This is a genomic window from Actinophytocola xanthii (genome assembly GCF_001921205.1).
Classification (GTDB): domain Bacteria; phylum Actinomycetota; class Actinomycetes; order Mycobacteriales; family Pseudonocardiaceae; genus Actinophytocola; species Actinophytocola xanthii.
Genome location: NZ_MSIE01000014.1, coordinates 168,940 through 189,038 on the forward strand (window position 1 = coordinate 168,940; position 20,099 = coordinate 189,038).

Consider the following 20,099-nt stretch of genomic DNA (forward strand, 5'->3'; position numbering starts at 1 on the left):
CGGGGCGTACGGCCGCTCCCCGGATGGCGGCGCGCGCCCTGTCGTCGACTCAGCTCAGCGCCACTCGGTGGGACGGCCGGTGCGGTGGTCGCGCGGGCGGCCGGTCTTAGTGGTCACTGTTGCGAACATGGCATCTCCTGGGGGGTAGGTGCGCTGCGGTCACTCTTTTGGAGCCCTGACAGTACGCGTCCGAGCGGTTACCGTTGGATCTTCCGTCGCGAAGGGGGCTTCGGTGGTGCGCGGAGAGGATCGTCCCGACCCTGGCCGAGGGTGGGAGAGGATCTCGCCCCGTCGTTGGCGTGTCTGGTCGTTGTCGCGACCTATGTTGGCATATGTCCTGGCGGTCGAGGCCATCGCGCTGGTCTCCATCCCGGTCAGCGGGAGCCTGGACTCCCTCGCCCGCCAGGACTGGATCTGGTTCGCCCTCCTGTTGGGGGCGGCCCTCGCCTACCAGGAGGCGGCCCGGGGGATCGAGCGCGTCCGGGAGGTCGCCGACGAGGGAGCGCCGTACAACCACCTGCTCTCGGTCTGGCTGTTCGCCGGGGTGCTCCTGCTGCCGCCGTCGCTGACCGCGCTGCTGATCGGCGTCGGCTACGTGCATGCCTACGTTCGGGTCTACCGCCGCCGGGCCCTGGTGTACCGCAAGGTGTTCTCGGCGGCCACGGTGGTGATCGCGTGCATTGGCGCCTACCTGGTGCTGTCCGCGATCTACCCGGGGCATGACCACCCGTTCGCGCTGGTGCTGGACGGTCCGGTCGGCCTGCTCGCGGTGGTCACCGCGGCAGTGGTCTACCGGCTCGTCAACTACGTGCTCGTGGTCGCGGCCATCCTCGCCACCAACCTCGACCGACCGGCCCGCAACGCCCTGGGCAGTGCGACCGACCAGCTGATGATGGCCGGCGCGGTGGGCCTCGGCGGTGGGGTCTCGGTCGTGATGACCGTGCAGCCATGGCTCACCCCGCTGCTCGTGCTGACGGTGCTCGGGCTGCACATGGGCCTGCTGCTGCCGCAGTTCCGCGACGCGAGTCGCAACGACTCCAAGACCGGGCTGTTCGACGCGGTGTTCTGGGCGAAGCTCGTCACCGACGAGCTCGACCGGGCTCGCCGGCTCGGTGACACCGCGGCCGTGCTCGTCATCGACCTCGACCACTTCAAGCGGGTCAACGACAAGCACGGGCATCTCGCCGGCGACGCCGTGCTGCGCGCGGTCTCCGAGGCCATCCGGCACTCGGTGCGCGGGCACGACATGGTCGGCCGGTACGGCGGTGAGGAGTTCGCGGTGATGCTGCCCGGCCTCGGCGTCGACGACGCGCTCCCGGCCGCGGAGCGGATCCGGCGCGCCATCGCCGCGGTCGAGGTGACCACCCCCGACCTCGACGGCACCGAGCGGGTCATCGGCGGGCTCACCGCCTCGGTCGGTGCGGCAATCTTCCCCGAGCACGGCACCGACCGCACGGGCTTGCTGCTCGCCGCCGACGCCGCGCTCTACGAGGCCAAGGACTTGGGCCGCGACCGCGTTCGTCTCGCCGCCTCCGGACCGCGGCTCTCCGCGGTCCGGATCGCACCCCAGCACTGATGGGCGCGTTCGATGTACCGCTGGAGGACGAACGTACCCAGCTCGACGCGTTCGTCGAGGAGTACCGCAGCGCGATCGAGGCCACCCTCGACGGCCTCACCGAGGAGCAGGCCCGGCGCCGTCTCGTCTCGTCGGCGACGACCGTGCTCGGGCTGCTCAAGCACGTCACGTGGATGCAGCGGGTGTGGTTCGAGGAGTGCGTCGGCGGTACGTCCCGTCGGGAGCTCGGCCTGGTGCCGGGCCCGGACGAGTCCTTCCGGCTCTCCGACGACGACACCGTCGCCTCCGTCACGGCGGCGCACCGGGATGCCTGCGCGAGGGCCCGTGCGGCGGTGGCCGACCTACCGCTGGACGCCGTCGTGACCGGCCACCGGTCCGGGCCGCGCACGCTGCGATGGGTGTACCTGCAGGTCCTGCGCGAGCTGGCGCACCACTGCGGGCATGCCGACATCCTCCGCGAACAGGTACTCGCCGGCTGAGCGCTCCGTGCGCTCACCGGGCCTGGTCACGCGGGCTGGGCCGCCAGGGCGAACCGGGGCCCGTCGGCCGCCCGCCAGGTGTGTGCCACCGCCGCCGCGGCCAGCACGCCGAGCACGCCGGCGAGCCCGACCACCTGGTGCGGGGCGATGTGTTCCGCGGCAAGGCCGGCAAGCATGACGCCGAGTCCCTGTGAGACCTTGAGCGCGGTCACCGCCAGGCCGAACGCCTGTCCGCGCCGGGAGTCCGGCACGGTGAGCACGAACGTCGTGGACGCGACCACGTTGTAGGCGCTGCCGAGGCCGGAGGCGACGAACAGCGCCACGACCACGCCGAGCGCCGGGTCGGCGAAGCAGAGCACCAACGGCGCGCAGGCGGCCACCGAGAGCGGGGGCATCAGCCGCAGCCGGGTCGGCGCGGGCAGCCGCGCCACCACCAGCGCACCGACCGCCGCCCCGGCCGCGTACCCGGCGAACATGAACCCGACCGCGATGGCGCCGTTTCCCAGCGCCGCCGCGTACGGCACCGCCAGCGCCTCGCCGACGATGTAGAACCCGGACACGCAGGCGAACAGCACGAGCGCGCGCAACCGCGCGTCGGTCAGCACCAGCCGCGAGCCGTCCATCAGGTCGGGTAGCCACGCCCGGGTGGCCTTGCTGGCGTCGTCGCCGTCCTCGGTCGCGGCCGGGCGGTGCCGGACCAGCCGCGCGACCAGCAGCGCGGAGGTGAGAAAGGTGGCGGCGTCGGCCAGCAGCACGCCGCTGGTGCCGATGGTGGCGACCAGCGCCCCGCCGGCGGCGAAGCCGATCACCTGGGCGGCCTGGGTGACCGACTGGAGGGCTGCCTGTCCTGCCGGGTAGTCGGCCTCGCCGAGCACGGAGGGCAGCAGCGCCCCGCGGGCGGCGTTGGCCGGCGCGCTGATCAGCTGCACCGCGACCAGCAGCACGCACAGCGCGGCGAGGTGCGTTCCCGGCACCGCCATCAACGCCACCAGCAGCGCGCGCAGCACGTCGCAGGAGATGATCAGCCCGCGGCGGGGGTACCGGTCGGCGAGCCCGGACAGCAGCGGTCCGCCGACGAGGTCGGGCAGAAACGTCAGGCCGTAGGTGAGTGCGGTCCAGGCCGGTGACCCGGTACGGTCGAACACGAGGACCGCGAGGGCCACCCGGGCGAACTGGTCTCCGATCATCGAGACCGTCTGCGCCGCGAACAGCCCCCGGTACTCGGTCGAGCGGAAAATGCCTCGATATCCGGTCGGCGGGCTCGCGGTCACCGTTCCTCCCCGTTCCGGTGCTACCCAACGCCATCGGTTCACTACGAACCGTACTACGAGATCTCCGCGGATATCGAGGGCCGCGTGGGAAGATGCGGCGTGCCGTACCTGAACGCTGAGGTCGAAGCGGCCTTCCGGGACGAGTGGGGCCAGGTCGTGGCCACCCTCATCGGGCTGACCGGCGACTGGGACCTCGCCGAGGAGTGTGCCGCGGAGGCCTTCGCGGTCGCCGTCGAGCGTTGGGCCCGGGACGGGGTGCCGCGCCGCCCCGGTGCCTGGCTGACCACGACCGCGCGCAACCGGGCGATCGACCGCCTGCGCCGGGACGCGGTGGGTGCGACCAAGCTGCGGGACGCCGCCGCGCTGGTGCCCCCGGGAGACGTTCCCGGAAGCGCCGACGTGCCCGAGATCGCGGACGACCGACTGCGGTTGATCTTCACGTGCTGCCACCCGCTGCTGCCGTTCGAGGCCCGGGTCGCACTCACGCTGCGCACCCTCGCCGGGTTGACCACGGCCGAGATCGCCCGGGCGTTCCTGGTGCCCGAGGCGACGATGGCGCAGCGGCTGGTCCGGGCCAAGCGCCGGATCCGCGAGGCCGGCATCCCCTACGAGGTGCCGGCGGGGCACCTGCTCCCCGAACGCACCAGTGCCGTTCTCGGGGTCCTCTACCTGCTGTTCAACGAGGGCTACGCGGCCAGCGCGGGGAAGGATCTGGTGCGTACCGCCCTGTGCGAGGAGGCACTGCGGCTGGCGCGGACGGTGGTCGCCCTGCTCCCGTCCTCCGCGGAGGCACGCGGCCTGCTGGCGTTGCTGCTGCTGCACGACGCGCGCCGGGCGTCCCGGGTCAGCGCGGCGGGCGAGCTGGTGCCGCTCGCCGAGCAGGACCGGTCGCTGTGGTCGACGCCGCTGGTCGCCGAGGGCGTCGCGGTGCTGGAGACCGCGCTACGCATGGGGACGCCGGGCCCATACCAGGTCCAGGCCGCGATCGCCGCCTGTCACGCGACGGCGCCGACGGCGGGGGAGACCGACTGGCGCCAGATCGCCGCGCTGTACGGGGAGCTGGCGCGGTACGTGCCGTCGCCGGTGGTCGAGCTCAACCGCGCCGTGGCGGTCGCCATGTCCAGCGGCCCGGCCGCCGGGCTGGAGCTGGTCGACCGACTGACCTCGACCGGTGAGCTGGCCGGGTACCACCTGCTCCCGGCGACCCGCGCGGACCTGCTGCGCCGGCTGGCGCGCTACCCCGAGGCCGCCGACGCCTACCGCGCCGCCATCGGCCTCGCCGCCACCGACAGCGAACGCCGCTACCTCGCTGGCCGCCTTGCGGAGGTATGCGCCTAGGCGTCAATCGGGCGGCTTGGGGTGTGACCGGCTGTCGATCTCCGGAACCGTCACCTCGGGGGAACGAGACGCAGGCCAGCCACCAGTACGTGCTCGGGCCGACGTCCACTGGCCAACGGAACCAACAGGTTCAACCGCGGGGAGGCGGGACGGTCGATCCGCGCCGGTCCCGTTCGTCGGTGTGGCGAGAGGTTACTTGTCGAGAGGAGTGCTCGTGGCGACGTTGCTCGTGCGCGGAGTCCGGTTGGCCGTGTCGACGTTCGGGTCTGGGACGGACCCGGCGGTGTTGCTGATCGCCGGCGTCGGCGGGTCGATGGACGGGTGGGAACCGGAGTTCTGCACCGCGCTGGCCGGCGCCGGCCGGTACGTGGTCCGCTACGACCACCGTGACACCGGCGAGTCGGAGAGCTACCCGCCGGGTGAGCCCGGCTACGCCTTCGCCGACCTGGTCGAGGACCTGCCGGCCCTGCTGACCGCGCTCGGCGTCGACACCGCGCATGTGGTCGGAATCTCCATGGGCGGGGTGATCGCCCAGTACCTGGCTCTGGCCCATCCGGCCCGGGTGCGAACCCTGACGCTGATCTCCACCACCGGCGGTCCGGGGGATGAGGACCTGCCCCCGCTGGGCGACCTCGGCTCCCCGCCGGAGCCCGACTGGTCGGACCGGTCGGCCGTGCTGGCCTACCAGGTGGAGAACCTGCGCCGGTACGCGTCGCCCACCAGGCCCTTCGACGAGTCCGGCGCCCGGGCAATGCTCGCCGTGGCGCTGGACAGGACCACATCGCCGGAGTCCGCGGCCAAGAACCACCACCGGGCCGAGGGTGGCGAGCCGTGGCGGGCCAGGCTGGGTGAGATCACGGCGCCCACGCTGGTCCTGCACGGCACCGAGGACCCGCTGTTCCCGCTGGGCCATGGTGCGGCCCTGGCGAGGGAGATCCCGAACGCACGCCTGGTCCCCCTGCCCGGTGTCGGCCACGAGCTCACCCGGGCCGAGTGGCCGGTGGTCCTGCGCGAGGTGGTCGCCCACACCGCCTGACGGCCCCCGGCCTCCCCCGCCGGCCCCCTTTTCCGGCGGGGGAGGCCCCGCAGGCCGGCCACTAGGGCGCGTCCTCAAAGTCTCGGTCGATGGGCTTCGTGATCCAGGTCGTCGCTGGCAAGGCGGAGGGCAGGCCTCGTACCGGGTTGTACTCGGTCTGTCCGACAACGCCGCCAGCGGCGGGCTGGGCGCGAAGACCGCGATCGAGGGCTTTGAGGACGCGCCCTAGGGCGCCCTGGTGGGTAGGCCGGCCGAACGTGCGCTCCCGCGGAGTCAGCCCCGCGAAGGCGGACCGGCGAAGAACTCCTTGAGAACCGGGGCCAACACGGCCGGCTTCACCATGTGGTTCTGACCGTCGAGCGTTCGGTACTCCGCGTTGGGCAGTACCTCGGCCAGGGAGCGGTTGCCCGTGCGCATCCACCCCGCGCTCTTGCCGCCGTCGATCACCAGCGTGGGCATGGTGACCGTGGACCAGCGGGTGGTCGGCAACGGCTGCCCCTGTTGCAGCCCTCGCATGAACGCGAAGTCGTAGCGCAGGGTCGGCGCGACGGCCTTGAGCTTCGACCAGGCCGGCAGCAGCCGCATCACCGCGACGGCGAGGGCCGGTACCCCCACCAGGCGCATGAAGTCGGCCACCGCCCGGCCGTTGCGGCCGGCCTCGATGTTCGCGGTGACCTGCTCCAGGATGTCCGCCGGGACCGGCTCGCGGTCGGCCCGGTCGACGATCAGCGGCGCCTCGTACAGCGCGAGCTTCGGCACGCCGATGCCGCGCGCCGCGGCGTCGGCCGCGAGCACCGCGCCCGAGGAGATGCCGTAGAGCAGCGGCGCCCCGCCGGTCTGCTTGGCCAGCGCCTCGAGGTCCTCGAGCTCCCGGTCGGGCGAGACGTCGGTACCGGGCCCGCTGTCCCCGCGCCCACGGCGGTCGTAGGTGTAGACGGTGAACCGGTCGGCCAGCGCCTCGGCCAGCGGGCCGCTTGGTCCGTTGCCGCGGTAGCACATCGCCCCGTCGACCAGGATGAGGTCCGGTCCGGAGCCGATGCGGTCGTAGGCGATCCTCGTGCCGTCCGCCGAGGTGACGTAGCTGGTCATGGTGTTCCTCTCAGGACAGGGTCTTGGTGAGCCAGGACTGCCAGGCCTGCTCGGTGGCGTCGCGGTCGGCCTCGGTGAGGCCGGGGGTGAACAGGCAGTGGCAGGCGATCAGGGGACCGTGGAAGCCCGCGAGGAAGCGGTAGAGCGCGTCGTCGGTGCGCACGCCGACTGTCTGACCGTTGACGAAGAACACCTCGCCGTCAACCGGAGGCAGCCCGTCCGGCTCGAACGAGACCCGGTCTCCCGCGGCGGGCGCGCCCGCCAGACCGAAGGCCTGGCCCAGCCTGCGCCACGTCGCCGGCCAGTCCTGCACGGCCGGGCCGGCCGCGGTCAGCGGCAGCGCGGTGCGGCCGGCGAAGTGGGCCAGGTAGGTGGACAGCGTGGCGAAGAAGATCTGCCCGCCGGCGCGCATGGCCTCGTACTCGTCGGCCCAGTCGTCGCCGGGCAGGAAGCCGCTGGTGACCATCCGCAGTACGGTGCTCGCCTGCTCCCTGCCCTCGATGAGGAACTCGTAGGCGATGAACCGGCCGTCCGGCGCGTCGCTGCGGTAGGCGAGCCGGCGCTCCGGCTCCCAGGCCGTGATGCGGTGCTCTGGCTCGTAGCCGCCGAAGGACTGGCGGACCACGCCGTTGGCCTGGTCGACCTCGTTGCGGCCCATGAACCAGGAGTCGATGCCCGGGCCGGTGGCGATGCCCTGCCACACCTGCTCCGGGGTCGCCTCGACCTCGAGGCGGTCCTCCTGCGTGAACTCGTGTCCCATCTCAGCTGCTCCCGTTCGGGTTCGTCGTCGGGTGGATCGCCACGAGCAGCCGGTGGTCCCGGCCGCCCTCGGCGTTCTCGTCGTGGTACTTGGCCACCAGGGCGGTGACCGTCTGGGTCAGTTCCTCGGCGAAGGCCGAGCGGTCCGCGGCCGAGGCGAACCGGATCTCGCCGTCGATGGCGAACGTCGCGACCCGCTTCTGGGCCTTGGCCGCGCCGGTGATCAACGTGCCGACGTCGCGCACCAGCCGCGAACCCAGGGCGAGCAGCCAGCGCGCGGACAGCCGGTCGGGCGCGCGGTCGGGATCGGGCTGCACGGCCGCGAGGACCGCCGGCGAGATCACGTACGCCACCGCGGTCGCCCGCAGCACCCGTTCGGTGACGTTGCCCTTGCGGCGCTCCTCGACCAGCTCGACCAGCCCGTGCTGCTCCAGCGTGCGCAGGTGGTAGTTCACCTTCTGCCGGGGGAGGCCGACCCGGGCGGCGAGCGTGGTCGCCGATCCCGGCTCGGCCAGCTCGGCCAGCAGCCGAGCCCGGGTCGGGTCGAGGGTGACCTCGGCGGTGGCCGGGTCCTCGATCACTGCCACGTCCATCATGAGCACAGCTTCACACCGACAATTTATCTTGTCAAGACAAATATTCTTGTCGGTGCCAGACTGGGCGCGTGCCAGCCAAGCGCAGTGCGGGTCTCCTGCTGTTCCGCCGGGTCGAGACGGGTGTCGAGGTGCTGTTGGGGCACATGGGCGGGCCGTTCTGGGCACGCAAGGACACCGGTGCCTGGACCATGCCCAAGGGCGAGTACGAGCCGGACGAGGAGCCACTGGCCGCGGCGCGCCGGGAGTTCACCGAGGAGCTCGGCCTCCCGGTGCCCGAGGGCGAGCCGGTCGAGCTCGGCGAGGTGCGCCAGTCGGGCGGCAAGACCGTCACCGCCTGGGCGCTGGCCGGCGACCTCGACCCGGCCGACGTCGTGCCAGGCACCTTCGAGCTGGAGTGGCCTCCGCGCTCGGGCACCAAGCGCGAGTTCCCCGAGCTGGACCGGGTCGCCTGGTTCCCGCTCGACGAGGCGGCCACGAAGGTCGTCGGTGCCCAGCGCGCCTTCCTCGACCGGCTCGCCCGGCTGCTCTGACCGGGCTCAGCAGGTCAGGAGAAGAACTCGCCCAGCGCGGCCGCCAGCACCGCGGGATCGACGGCGTGGGTCTGTCCCGGCAGCACCCGGACCTCGACACCGACCGAGCCCGCCGCGTCCCGCATCCACGGCGGGCTGTCCCCGCCGGCCAGCACGAGCGTGGGCACCGCCGGTGCGTGAGGCACGTCGTCGACGTCGACCACCGCGTCGTCGTAGGGCAGGGTGTGTGCGATGGCCTGCAGCCCGGGGAACCGGATGGCCCCGGCCGCCACCTCGGCCGGCATGCCGACCCGCTCGACCATGAACAGCCGCAGCGCCTCGTCCCGCCGTCCCGCCGCCAGCGCATCCGCGAGGCGCTCGGCGTACCGCACCGGCGCCGGCGGCGCCCCCGGCAGCCCCGCGGTCAGCGGCGGCTCGTACAGCGCGAGGCGGGCCATCGACAAGCCCGCCGCCACGGCCCGCAGCGCGAGCACGGCGCCCGAGGACATGCCGTAGACCCGTGGTGGCTCACCCGCGACGGCCGCCATCGCCGCCAGGTCCTCGATCTCGCGCTCCACCGAGTACGGCGCGGTGTCGCCGCTGTCGCCCCGGCCCCGCCGGTCGTAGCAGTACACGGTGAACCGGTCGGCGAGCGCGGCGGCGACCGACGCGGTCGAGCGGCGGTCGTTCAGTGCGCCGCCGACGCAGACCACCGCCGGCCCGGTGCCGACCACCTCGTAGGCCAGTGCGGTGCCGTCGGCGGATGTCGTCAGGTGCATGTCGTTCCTCCTGTAGGACACTCTCACCCCACCGACGAACGGACCTCGCCCGGATCGACAGCCGGCTCAGCCGACGACCTGCCGCACCTCGATCGAGCCGATCCGCGCCCAGGGATGGCTCGCCGCGATGCGCAGGGCCTCGTCCCGGCCGGCGCACTCGATCAGCACGACGCCGCCCATCTGCTCCTTGGTCTCGGCGAACGGGCCGTCGGTGAGCAGCACCTCGTCCTCGCGCACCCGGACCGTTCCCGCCCCGTCCGGTGGGTGCAGCCCCAGCGCGTCGACCAGGGCACCCCGCCCGGCCAACTCCTGCTGCCACTCCTCGCAGCCCACCAGGCGCGCGGCGCCGGCTGTGGAGTCACCGCACAGCATCAACATGAACCTCATCGATCCTCCACGTCGAACAACGCGTTCTCCGACGACGGGGATTCTGCCTTCGAGGTCCGACGGCCTCCCGACCCCTGGCGGGCGTTCAGGAAGCGGGCCCTGCCCTCGCCCAGGTCCAGCAGCGGTGGGGGGTAGCCGCCGCGCTCGCGTTCGGGCAGCCGCCAGGGCTGGTGGACCAACGCGCCCGGCAGGTGGGCGAGCTCGGGCACGTACCGCCGGACGTAGTCCCCGTCCGGGTCGTAGCGTTCCGCCTGCCGTAGCGGGTTGAGCACGCGGTTGGGCCGGGTGTCGGTTCCGGTGCCGGCGACCCACTGCCAGTTCAGGCAGTTGTTGGCGATGTCCCCGTCGAGCAGGTGGGCGAAGAAGTGCGCGGCGCCGGCCCGCCAGTCGAGGTAGAGGGTCTTGGTCAGGAAGCTCCCGGTGATCAGCCGCGCCCGGTTGTGCATCCACCCCTCGGCGAGCAGCTGACGCATGCCCGCGTCGACGATCGGGATGCCGGTCCGCCCCTGCTGCCAGGCGAGCAGGCTCTCGGGGTCCTCGCGCCAGTGGTCGCCGCGCGGGCGGAAGTCGCGGTGGGCCACCTCCGGGCGCGCCGCGAGCACCTGGAGGTGGAAGTCCCGCCAGGCCAGCTGGCGGACGAACGCCTCGGCCCCGGGGCCATCGCCGGCGCGCCGCGCCAGCTCCAATGCCGAGACGCAGCCGAGGTGCAGGTACGGGGACAGCCTGGACGTGCCGTCCTCTGCCAGCGCGTCGTGCTGGTCGGCGTAGTCGTGCACGCCGTCGTCGAGCCAGCTCGCCGCCCGTTCTCGGCCCTTCGTCTCCCCGCCGGGACCGCTGACCCGCGGCACGCTCCCCACCCGCAGCCGGGGCAGCGACAGCCGCTCGGGCGGCGGCAGGACCGGCCGCCACGGCACCTCCTGCCAGCGGCGGTGGTAGGGCCCGAACACCGAGAAGTGACCGCCGCCCTGCGGGCGCACGCCGCCGGGCGGGACGACCGCGTGCACGTCCGGGTGCACCTCGAGGGCCCGCCGGCCCAGGGCGGCGGCCAGCGCCGCCTCCCTGGTCCTGGCGAAGGCCGAGGCATCGGCGGCCACGTGCACCCGCTCGGCGTCCACCTCCTCGGCGAGCCGGGCGACCTCCTCGGCCGGGTCGCCCTCCCGCACGACGAGGCGCGCCCCGAGCCCGCGCAGGTTGCGGTCCAGGTCGGCCAGGCACTCGTCGAGGAACCGCGCCCGGCCGTCGGCGAAGCCGGCGCCGATCCGGCGGTCGCGCACGAACATCGGCACGACATGGTCGGCCCCGCGCGCCGCGGCGCTCAGTGCCGGGTTGTCGTGCACCCGCAGGTCACGGGTGAACAGCGCGACTGTCGTCGTCACGTGCCGGGGTCACTTCCGGGTCGTCAGCGCGGCGAGTGCGCACAGGCCGGCCCACCCGCCGGCGACCGCGAGCACGGCGCCGCGCTCTGGCTTGCCCCGCAGTGCCCGGCCGAGCACGACCGCGTCGCCGACGTCGGAGGCGACTCGCACGGCGATCGCGACCCGCGTGGCCTTGCGGCCGCGGGCGAAGACCATCGCGAGCCCGGAGGCGAGGTCCCGGACCCCCAGCGTGCGGACGAACATCGCCTGCTCGGCGTCGGCGCGGTCGCCGCGCAGCAGGCCGGACGGGCCGAGCAGCAGCTCCGGCCGGACGAGGATCGCCGCGCCGTAGGTGGTGGTCACCGCGCCGAGGGCGCGGGGGAGCCAGGTCATGCCGAGACCTCCTGGTGTTCTGCGGTTCCGGTGATGTTGCGGGCCATGCCGCCGAAGATGACGTTGTGAAAGGGCGCTATCGACTTCCAGTACAGGTGCCCGGCCAGGCCGTGCGGCTCGAAGACGGCCCGCTGGCGGTAGGTGGCGCCGCCGTCGGCGCCCGGGCTCGCGGACAGCTCGAGCCAGGCGCGTCCGGGGACGCGCATCTCCGCGCGCAGCCGTAGCAGGTGTGGCCGGTCGATCCGCTCCACCCGCCACCAGTCCAGGGCCTCGCCGGTGTGCAGCCGCCGCCGGTCGCGCCGGCCGCGGCGCAGGCCGGCACCGCCGGCGAGCCGGTCCAGCCAGCCGCGTACCGACCAGGCCAGCGGGAACGAGTACCAGCCGTGCTCGCCCCCGATGGACTCGATCACCCGCCACAGCGCGTCCGGGTCGGCACTGGTGTGCAGCTCGCGGACGTCGGTGTAGATGCTGCCGCCGGACCAGTCGGGGTCGGTTGGCAGCGGGTCCGACGGCGCGCTCGCGTCCGACCAGCGGGTGGGCACGTCGTCGTCGCGGACGCGGGCCAGTGCGAGCTCGATGGCCCGCTCGAGGTGGATCTCCGGCGGGTCCGGGATGTGCTCGGCGATGTCGTGGTCGCGGCACACCACCTCGTGCACGAGCGACTCGATGAGCGGGACGGCGATACTCCGCGGGACCGGCGTGACCAGGTTCACCCACTGCGCGGACAGCCACGGGGTGAGCACCGGGACCGGCACGACGACCCGCCTCGGCAGTCCGGCGACCACCGCGTACCGGCGCATCATCTCGAGGTAGGTCAGCACGTCCGGCCCGCCGATGTCGAAGGCCCGGCTGACCTCGGGCGGCAGCTCGGCCGCCTGCACCAGGTAGTGCAGCACGTCGCGGACGGCGATCGGCTGGATCCGGTTGTGCACCCAGCGCGGGGTGACCATCGCCGGCAGCCGTTCGGTCAGGTACCGCAGCATCTCGAAGCTGGCCGACCCGGAGCCGATGATCACGGCCGCGTTGAGCACGGCCGTGGGCACCCCGGAGCCGAGCAGGATCTCCCCGACCTCCTTGCGGGAGGCCAGGTGTGGCGAAAGCTCCCCGTCCGGGGTGATCCCGCCGAGGTAGACGACCCGGTCCAGCCCGGCGTGGGCGGCGGCGTCGGCGACGGTGCGGGCCGAGGCCCGGTCGATGTCGACGAAGTCGCGCTGGTGCAGCGAGTGCACCAGGTAGTACGCGACCTGCTGGCCGGCCAGCGCGCGGGTGACCGAGTCCTCGTCGGTCACGTCGCCCTGGACGACCTCCACCCGGTCCCGCCAAGGGGTCTCGTCGAGTTTGCCCGGGGTGCGCGCCACGGCCCGCACCTCGTGCCCGGCCTCGAGCAGCGCGGGCACCAGCCGCCCGCCGATGTAGCCGGTCGCTCCGAACACCACACAGCGCATGCGTGGATCCTCGCCGACCAGGGAGGATCCCGCAGAACGCCGCTCAGGGCGCCGCGATCGGCGCGACGGTCGCCGCCGCGAGCCGGACGAGATCGCCCGGCGCCAGCTCGATCTCCAGGCCCCGGCGGCCGGCACTGCAGAAGATCGTCTCGAACCCCGTCGCCGAGCTGTCGACCACCACCGGCAGGCGCTTGCGGTGACCGAGCGGCGAGATCCCCCCGGCCACGTAGCCGGTGGCGCGCTCGGCCGCGGCCAACTCCGCCATCCTCGCCTTCTTCCCGCCCGCGGCCGAGGCCAGCGCCTTGAGGTCCAGCTGGCCGGACACCGGGACGACGCCGACCGTGAGCGTCCCGTCGACCTCGGCGACCAGCGTCTTGAACACCCGCTCGGCCGGCAGCCCGAGCAGCTCGCTCGCCTCCGTGCCGTAGGACGCCGACCTCGGGTCGTGGGCGTACTCGTGTACCTGGTGGGCGACGCGCTGCCTGGTCAGCAGCGCTGTCGCCGGCGTTCCCTTCCCTGCCACGGGAAGCAGGATAAGGTCAGCCGCCGGGCCGTCCGGGGTGGACGACCGGGTCGCCCTGCTCGATCCACACCTCGGGCGTGTCGATCGGCAGGAACGAGCGGTCCCCGCCCGGCTCCCGCGAGTCCGGGACCGTGTCGCCGTTCGGCAGGTGCATGATGAAGTTGACCGGCTTGGTGTCCTCGACCAGCGGGATCTCGTAGACCGCCCAGCCGTCCTCGATCCGGGTGGGCTGCCACGGCCGGTCCCAGGCGACCTGGGCCAGGACCGCCGGGTCGACCGCGTCCCCCCACAGGTGCAGGCCCCACTGCCCGTAGTCCCCGGCCGGCCGGTGGTAGCGCAGCGTCGCCACCTCGAGCGGCGGGCCGGCGTAGCGGACCGTGCGGGTCGCCGAGACCACCCCGCCGGCGAGCCAGGCGCGGTAGGCGACCGGCGTTCCAGCCGCCAGCCCCAGCGGGGTCAGGTCGTCGAACACGGTGTAGGCGGGGGAGGTCTCGTCGGTGCCGACCGTGGTCCACGGTCCGCCGTCGACGCTGCGCTCGAACCGCACCACGTGCGAGGCCCGCTCGGGGTCGGCCACCGCGCGCACCTCGACCGTGCCGCGTACCCCGCCGCCCTCGGCCGGCGCCTCGATGGTCAGGGTCGGCGCCGGGACCCGGGAGCGGACGGTGCCGCTGGACCGCGTGTGCCCTGCGTTGTCCAGCACGACCGCGCGGTACTCCACCGGGGTGGCCGGCTGGACCGAGGACACGTCGTGGAACACCCGGTAGGGCGCGTTGTCGTCGGTGCCGATCGGCGTCCACCGGCCCCCGGCGACCCGCGCCTCGAAGGTCACCTCGTACAGCGAGGAGCCCTGGACGTCGGCGACAACCTGCATCCGGCCCCGGGAGTCGGCCGCCGGCTGCGGGTTGAACAGCGAGATGCGCGGTGCCGCTGTCGACCGCGGGATCCGGCCGTCCAGCGCGTACACCACGGTGGACAGCGCGGGCACGGTCAGGCCGAGCGCGCCGGCCCGGTCCGACCGCGCACGCACCGGGCCGGAGCCGTACACCAGCTGGTAGGAGCCGTTCTTCGCGTAGGTCGGAATTCGGACGGTCGTGGCCGTCTCGCTGTTGTTCAGCGCCACGACGTACTCACGCTGCCGCGAGCGCTCGATCCGGGAGAACGCGTAGACCCCGGCCTGCGGGGAGGACAGCCGGTGCTGCTGGGTCCCGTCGCGCAGCGCCGGGTGCCGGTCGGTGACCGACGCCAGCCGGCTGATCGCCCGGTACAGCTGGTGGCCGGTGTCGTAGTTGTCGCCCGCGTGCGTCGCCGCGGTGCCGAGCAGGTCGTCGTCGAGGTAGTCGGGGACCCGGGAGGCGAACAGCGTCTGCCGCGCGTCCTGGTCACCGCCGGGCCCGGTGAAGCCCTGCTCGTCGCCGTAGTAGATCACCGGGTTGCCCCGGGAGAAGTACATCAGCTCGTGGCCGAGCCGGTCCCGAGCGACCCACTCGCGGTCCCCGGCGCCGGGGTTGTCCGCGACCACGAAGCCGCCGAACCGCCCCATGTCGTGGTTTCCGAGGAACGTTGGCAGCTGGTAGACGTTCGAGTCGGCGTCGGTGTACCAGTCGTCGTCGGCGAAGAACCGGGCCAGCTCGTCGGTCGCCGCGCCGCCCGAGGCGAACCCGCGGGCGGCCGCCTGGAACGGGAAGTCCAGCACCGCCTGCATCCGGCCGGCCGTGGTGAAGTGCGACGTGTAGTCCTTCGAGGTGTCGAAGACCTCGCCGAACATGAAGAACTCGCGCTTGCCCTGCTGCTTGGCGCACGCCAGCACGCGGGGACCGAAGGACTGCCAGAAGGCGTCGTCGACGTGCTTCATCGTGTCGATCCGGAAGCCGTCGATGCCGAAGTCCGCGATCCACCGCTCGTAGACCTCGGCCATCCCGTCGACGACCCGCGGGTTCTCGGTGAACAGGTCGTCGAGGCCGAAGAAGTCGCCGTACTGGGAGTTCTCGCCGACGAAAGTCGTGTCGCCCCGGTTGTGGTAGAGCGTCACGTCGTTGAGCCAGGCCGGCACCTTCAGGTCCCGCTCGGCCGGGTCGAGCACCGGCGTGTACGGGAACGAGGTCTCCGCGTCCAGCTCGGGGAACTCACCGGTCCCGGCGTGGTCGCGGTCGTCGAACACCTCACCCGAGGCGGTCCGGTAGGGCGCCACGTCCTTGGACCGGTAGGGCATGCGGGCGCCCTCGGCGTACCCGATCACGTCGGCCGTGTGGTTGGTGATGATGTCGAAGTAGACCTTCATGCCGCGCTCGTGCGCGTCCTCGACGAGCTCCGCGAGGTCCTCGTTGGTGCCCAGGTGCGGGTCGATCTGGGTGAAGTCGGTGATCCAGTAGCCGTGGTAGCCGGCCGAGGGACCGTCCTCCGGCTGCACAGGCTTGTTCTTGAAGCTGGGCGTCAGCCAGATCGAGGTGGTGCCCAGGCCCTGGATGTAGTCCAGCCGCTCCCGCAGCCCCTGGAGATCGCCGCCGTTGTAGAAGCCCTTCCGGGTCGGGTCGAAGCCCGACACGAGCGGGTCGTCCGCCAGCCCGCCGCGGTCGTTGCCGGGGTCGCCGTTGGCGAACCGGTCGGCCATGACGAAATAGAAGTTCTCGTCGGTGACCGGTGCGCGGAGCGAGTGCAGGGCCCGCGGCCCCTGCCCGGCGCTCGCGGTCGCCGGTGGCGCGGCCAGCCCGGCTGCGACGAGCGGAACCAGCAGCGCCACCGCGGCGCGACGGACTGACATGCTGCCCTCCATTGGTGCGGCTGGAGCGGACCCTAGCCGCTCCGCGGGCGGCCGGCGACGGCCAACCAGGGCATTCGGTGTTCGTGCTCAGTCGACAGTGGACGGCGGGTTGATCCGGTTCTCCTCCGCGTCGAGCAGGGCCTGCACCCGCAGCAGCACGGTGTCGCTGATCACGTGCTGGTCGCGCAGTGCGACGACCGTGGCGCGCTTGATTGGCAGCAGCTCGTTGCGCAGCAGCTCGGCCTCCATCCGCTCGTCGGGTTCCTCCTGGTCGTCCTCGCCAAGCGAGAGGCGGTGCAGTTTCGCCTCGTAGTCCGAGGTGAGGCGGCCGCGGGCGCCCTCGGAGACCCCGAGGCGGTCGGCGGCCTCGGGCAGCGCGGCGAGGCCTGCCTCGGTGGCCAGGCGCAGGGCCAGCCGGTACTCCTCCTCGAGCTTGCGGTCGGCGGGCAGGTTGGCCCAGCGCAGCACGGCGGGCAGGGTCAGCCCCTGCACGACCAGGGTGACCAGGATGACCCCGAAGGTCACGACGATGACCTCGTCCCGGTGGGGGAGCGTGCCGGGCACGGCGAGCGCGGCGGCCAGCGACACCGCGCCCCGGAAGCCGGCCCAGGCGTTGGGCAGGCGGTGTCTGGCTCCGACCCGGCGCAGGCGTTGCTGCGGGCGGCGGTCGATCGCCCGGATCAGGTAGGGGACGGTGTAGGCCCACAGCAGCCGGGTGCCGATCACGGTGCCGGCGACGGCGAGGGCGAGCCAGAGCGCCTGGTCCAGGTCGCCGTCCAGCTCGCGCAGCGCGGGCAGCAGCTGGAGGCCGACCAGCACGAACAACGCCGCGTTCAGCAGGAACGTGGTGACCTGCCAGAACGCGTAGGTCTGCAACCGGGTACGGGCCGAGATCGAGCGCGGGCCGAGCTGGCTGAGCGCGAGCCCGGCGACCACGACCGCCAACACACCCGAGGCGTGGATCTCCTCGGCCAGCAGGAACGCGACGAACGGGGTGAGCACGCTGATCCCGCTCTCCAACAGAGTGCCGTTCACGACCCGGCGCACCAGCATCGACAGCCAGGCAACCGCCAGCCCCACCGCGCCGCCGCCCAGGTAGCTCAGCGCGGACTCGCCGAGCGGGCCGTACCAGGTGAGCTCGCGCTCACCGGTGGCCACCGAGACCGCGATCGCGAACACCACCAGTGCCGTGCCGTCGTTGATCAGGCTCTCCGCCCGGAGCGTGGTCAGCTGGCGGTGGCTGAGCCGGCCACCCACCGAGGCGACGGCGGTGGCGTCGGTCGGCGCGACGACCGCGCCGAGCACGAAGGCCATCGGCCACGGCAGCCCGAGGGCGTGCGCCACCACTGCCACCGTGAGCACGGTGATCAGCACGAGCACGATCGCGGTGAGCAGGACCACCCGCAGGTTCGCCCGGATCTCCCGCAGCGAGGTGGTCAGCGACTCCCAGTACAGGATCGCCGGCAGGAACAGCAGGATCACCACTTCCGGCGCGACCGCGAAGTCGTGCAGGGCCGGGGTGAGGCTGAGCAGCACGCCGGCGGTGAGCAGCACGACGGGTTGGCCGCTGCGCCGGGCGAGCGAGGCGCCGACGAGGATCGCCGCGCCGATGAGCACGAGGGTGAGCAAGGCCTTGGGGTCGTACACGCCGACAACCGTAGTTTCCCCACCGCGCCCCGCGCACGGGTGTGACCTGCCACATGGGGAAGAAACCGCGGCCGCGCCGGGTTGGCGCAGGTGTGTCTGCGATAGATGTGCCGCTGTCCGTCCTGGAGCTCGCCCCGATGGCCAAGGGGGCCACCGCGACCGAGGCGCTTGCCGCCACGACCGCGCTCGCCAGGCGTGTCGAGGAGCTGGGGTACCGGCGGATCTGGGTCGCCGAGCACCACAACATGCCCTCGATCGCCAGCTCCGCCCCCGCGGTGCTCATCGCCCACCTGGCCGCGGCGACCTCGACCATCCGGGTCGGGTCGGGCGGGGTGATGCTGCCCAACCACGCCCCGCTCGTGGTCGCCGAGCAGTTCGGCACGCTGGAGGCGCTGCACCCGGGGCGGATCGACCTCGGGATCGGGCGCGCTCCCGGCACCGACCAGCGCACGGCGCTCGCCCTGCGGCGCACGATGGCGGGCCTGTCCGCCGAGGGGTTCCCCCAGGAGCTCGCCGACCTGATCGCCTACTTCGAGGGACGGGACGACCGGATCGTCGCCGTGCCGGGCCGGGGGAACGAGCCCGCGATCTGGCTGCTCGGCTCGTCCGGCTTCAGCGCGCAGCTCGCCGGCCTGCTCGGGCTGCCGTTCTCCTTCGCCCACCACTTCAGCTCGGCCAACACGGTGCCGGCCCTCGAGCTGTACCGCGCGAACTTCCGCCCCTCCCGCTGGCTGGAGCGCCCCTATGCCTCGATCGCGGTCAACGTGATCTGCGCGGACACCGACGAGCAGGCCCGCTACCTGTCCGGTCCGGGCGCCCTGGCCTTTCTCAAGCTGCGTACGGGGATGCCCGAGGCCCTGGTCACCCCGGAGGAGGCGGCGGCCTACCCGTTCAGCGAGCAGGAGCGCGCGTTCACCGAGGACCGGTTCGCCGACCAGGCGGTCGGGTCGGTGGAGACGGTGCGCCGCCGGCTCGGTGAGCTGGTCGCGCGCACGGGGGTCGACGAGCTGATGCTCACGACCATGGTCTACGACGTCGACGACCGGATCCGGTCCTTCGAGCTGGTCGCCGAGAAGGTCGTCGGAACGCTTCGCTGAGCCGGGCGGATGCCGGCCGCCGGTGATCCCCTCAACATCGCGATCACCGGCGGCGGCTGGGCTGCGGCGGTCCAGTCCTGCCGGAGGGCAGGGTGACGGTGACACCGACAACGCGGGCAAGGATGGTTGCCCGCGGCTCGGATTCGTCGGTGTCACCGTCGCCCCGGCTCCCCGAGCCGCGACCGAACCGCCGCGGCAGGGTGATTCGTACACCGCGGGCCTCGGCGCACTGCAAGGTGCGTTGCCGGACAACCCCGGAGTACCTACCCCGCCACCTGGTCTTCTTCCGAGGCATTCACTCCTCCGGAGTAACGTACTTGGCGGTAGTAACCGACCACGGAGCGAAGTCGATCGGGCACACTGGTGTCGGCCCGAGGGTGGGATGAGATGAGCGACGAGAGCCTGCCGTACCGCCACGGCATCCACGAGGCCATGGGCGCGCTGTCCGGCCAGTGGGTGACCGCCGTGCTGGCGTCGCTGACCGCCCGGCCGATGACCTACTCCAGACTGCTCGAGCACATCAACCGGACCGAGGAGCGTCTCGGCTGGGTCACCCACGAGCGCCCGCTCCGGCAGAAGGTGCTCACCGACACCCTGCACCGGATGCAGCGCGACGGCCTGGTGGTCAAGATCGACCGGCCGAGCACCTTCGGGTCCACCTGGTACCAGCTCACGCCCATGGGTCGGTCGCTGCTGCGAGCGCTGCTGCCGCTGGCCAAGTGGGCCGAGGACCACCGCGGCGAGCTGAACAGCGCCCGCGCCGCCTACGCGGCGGCCAAGCACGACGACTCAAGCTCGTTGCCGCCGAGCTGACGATTTTCTCAACTCTTCCCCCGATCGGACGATGCTTCGCCCGGAACGGTTCGGCCGAGTGGAGGAGTGCGCCGGATGAGTAGCAAACTGATCTCTCGCGTAGTGGGTTTAGGGCTCGTGGCGGCGGCGGCCGTCGTGGGGTTAGCCGCGCCGGCGGTCGCTGCCCCGGCGGCGCCCGAGGTCGGAACGGTGCTTGGCGTCGGCCGGCCTGGTGCGGTCAAGGACAGCTATCTGGTGCGGATCAGG

At 72.8% G+C, this 20,099-nt stretch carries 19 protein-coding genes; 7 read left to right on the plus strand and 12 right to left on the minus strand.

Translation table 11 applies throughout. The features are described 5' to 3' along the window. Positions 1 to 322 precede the first annotated feature (322 nt). Together BU204_RS10070 and BU204_RS10075 are read left to right on the plus strand one after the other, a co-directional pair. A complete protein-coding gene (locus BU204_RS10070; protein WP_075125318.1) occupies positions 323 to 1,576 on the plus strand; it encodes a GGDEF domain-containing protein in 1,254 nt (417 codons plus the stop codon). Continuing rightward, positions 1,576 to 2,055, plus strand: a complete 480-nt coding sequence (locus tag BU204_RS10075) for a DinB family protein (protein ID WP_075125319.1) — start codon at positions 1,576 to 1,578, stop codon at positions 2,053 to 2,055. The genes BU204_RS10070 and BU204_RS10075 overlap by 1 nt, the downstream gene beginning before the upstream one ends. A 26-nt stretch (positions 2,056 to 2,081) precedes the next feature. On the opposite strand, the gene BU204_RS10080 is transcribed toward BU204_RS10075, so the two are convergent. Beyond that, positions 2,082 to 3,326, minus strand: a complete 1,245-nt coding sequence (locus BU204_RS10080) for an MFS transporter (RefSeq protein ID WP_075125320.1) — start codon at positions 3,324 to 3,326, stop codon at positions 2,082 to 2,084. Between the two features lie 99 nt (positions 3,327 to 3,425). Here BU204_RS10080 and BU204_RS10085 point away from each other — a divergent pair, with 99 nt between their 5' ends. Together BU204_RS10085 and BU204_RS10090 are read left to right on the plus strand one after the other, a co-directional pair. After that, entirely contained in the window at positions 3,426 to 4,664 is a 1,239-nt protein-coding gene (locus tag BU204_RS10085) for an RNA polymerase sigma factor (protein ID WP_408607997.1), read from the plus strand. Between the two features lie 214 nt (positions 4,665 to 4,878). Beyond that, the gene (locus BU204_RS10090; RefSeq protein WP_143229414.1) at positions 4,879 to 5,700 is read left to right on the plus strand and encodes an alpha/beta fold hydrolase; all 822 of its coding nucleotides are present in this window, start codon (positions 4,879 to 4,881) and stop codon (positions 5,698 to 5,700) included. A gap of 273 nt (positions 5,701 to 5,973) precedes the next feature. On the opposite strand, the gene BU204_RS10095 is transcribed toward BU204_RS10090, so the two are convergent. The 3 genes from BU204_RS10095 to BU204_RS10105 are packed head-to-tail and all read right to left on the minus strand — an operon-like array spanning position 5,974 to position 8,144. Then, the gene (locus BU204_RS10095; RefSeq protein ID WP_075125322.1) at positions 5,974 to 6,789 is read right to left on the minus strand and encodes an alpha/beta fold hydrolase; all 816 of its coding nucleotides are present in this window, start codon (positions 6,787 to 6,789) and stop codon (positions 5,974 to 5,976) included. A 10-nt stretch (positions 6,790 to 6,799) separates the two neighbouring features. Then, entirely contained in the window at positions 6,800 to 7,549 is a 750-nt protein-coding gene (locus BU204_RS10100) for an SRPBCC family protein (protein WP_075125323.1), read from the minus strand. A gap of 1 nt (position 7,550) precedes the next feature. Next, positions 7,551 to 8,144: an ArsR/SmtB family transcription factor gene (locus BU204_RS10105; protein WP_198942821.1), complete on the minus strand. Its 594-nt coding sequence runs from the start codon at positions 8,142 to 8,144 to the stop codon at positions 7,551 to 7,553. Positions 8,145 to 8,212: 68 nt separating this feature from the next. On the opposite strand from BU204_RS10105, the gene BU204_RS10110 reads away from it, so the two are divergent. After that, a complete protein-coding gene (locus BU204_RS10110; protein WP_075125324.1) occupies positions 8,213 to 8,674 on the plus strand; it encodes an NUDIX domain-containing protein in 462 nt (153 codons plus the stop codon). 14 nt (positions 8,675 to 8,688) lie between these two features. On the opposite strand, the gene BU204_RS10115 is transcribed toward BU204_RS10110, so the two are convergent. The 8 genes from BU204_RS10115 to BU204_RS10150 all read right to left on the minus strand — a co-directional run bounded on the left by BU204_RS10115 (position 8,689) and on the right by BU204_RS10150 (position 17,943). After that, positions 8,689 to 9,432: an alpha/beta fold hydrolase gene (locus BU204_RS10115; RefSeq protein WP_075125325.1), complete on the minus strand. Its 744-nt coding sequence runs from the start codon at positions 9,430 to 9,432 to the stop codon at positions 8,689 to 8,691. Positions 9,433 to 9,498: 66 nt separating this feature from the next. Then, the gene (locus BU204_RS10120) at positions 9,499 to 9,819 is read right to left on the minus strand and encodes a YciI family protein (protein ID WP_075125326.1); all 321 of its coding nucleotides are present in this window, start codon (positions 9,817 to 9,819) and stop codon (positions 9,499 to 9,501) included. After that, the gene (locus BU204_RS10125) at positions 9,816 to 11,195 is read right to left on the minus strand and encodes a cryptochrome/photolyase family protein (RefSeq protein WP_075125327.1); all 1,380 of its coding nucleotides are present in this window, start codon (positions 11,193 to 11,195) and stop codon (positions 9,816 to 9,818) included. Before BU204_RS10125 ends, BU204_RS10120 begins: the two co-directional genes overlap by 4 nt. Positions 11,196 to 11,204: 9 nt before the next feature. Then, entirely contained in the window at positions 11,205 to 11,567 is a 363-nt protein-coding gene (locus BU204_RS10130; protein ID WP_075125328.1) for a DUF4267 domain-containing protein, read from the minus strand. Continuing rightward, the gene (locus BU204_RS10135) at positions 11,564 to 13,012 is read right to left on the minus strand and encodes an SDR family oxidoreductase (protein WP_075125329.1); all 1,449 of its coding nucleotides are present in this window, start codon (positions 13,010 to 13,012) and stop codon (positions 11,564 to 11,566) included. Before BU204_RS10135 ends, BU204_RS10130 begins: the two co-directional genes overlap by 4 nt. A 43-nt stretch (positions 13,013 to 13,055) precedes the next feature. Continuing rightward, positions 13,056 to 13,535 carry a Cys-tRNA(Pro) deacylase gene (gene ybaK / locus BU204_RS10140; RefSeq protein ID WP_075125330.1) on the minus strand — a complete coding sequence of 160 codons (480 nt, stop codon included), beginning with the start codon at positions 13,533 to 13,535 and terminating at the stop codon, positions 13,056 to 13,058. Between the two features lie 16 nt (positions 13,536 to 13,551). After that, positions 13,552 to 16,296, minus strand: coding sequence for an alpha-amylase family glycosyl hydrolase (locus BU204_RS10145; protein ID WP_075125366.1), 2,745 nt, complete (start codon positions 16,294 to 16,296; stop codon positions 13,552 to 13,554). Positions 16,297 to 16,383: 87 nt separating this feature from the next. Further along, a complete protein-coding gene (locus tag BU204_RS10150) occupies positions 16,384 to 17,943 on the minus strand; it encodes a Na+/H+ antiporter (protein ID WP_075125331.1) in 1,560 nt (519 codons plus the stop codon). A gap of 53 nt (positions 17,944 to 17,996) precedes the next feature. On the opposite strand from BU204_RS10150, the gene BU204_RS10155 reads away from it, so the two are divergent. Both BU204_RS10155 and BU204_RS10160 read left to right on the plus strand, forming a co-directional pair. Next, positions 17,997 to 19,040 carry an LLM class flavin-dependent oxidoreductase gene (locus BU204_RS10155; RefSeq protein ID WP_075125332.1) on the plus strand — a complete coding sequence of 348 codons (1,044 nt, stop codon included), beginning with the start codon at positions 17,997 to 17,999 and terminating at the stop codon, positions 19,038 to 19,040. Positions 19,041 to 19,427: 387 nt separating this feature from the next. Continuing rightward, positions 19,428 to 19,853, plus strand: coding sequence for a winged helix-turn-helix transcriptional regulator (locus tag BU204_RS10160; RefSeq protein WP_075125333.1), 426 nt, complete (start codon positions 19,428 to 19,430; stop codon positions 19,851 to 19,853). Positions 19,854 to 20,099: the final 246 nt, after the last annotated feature.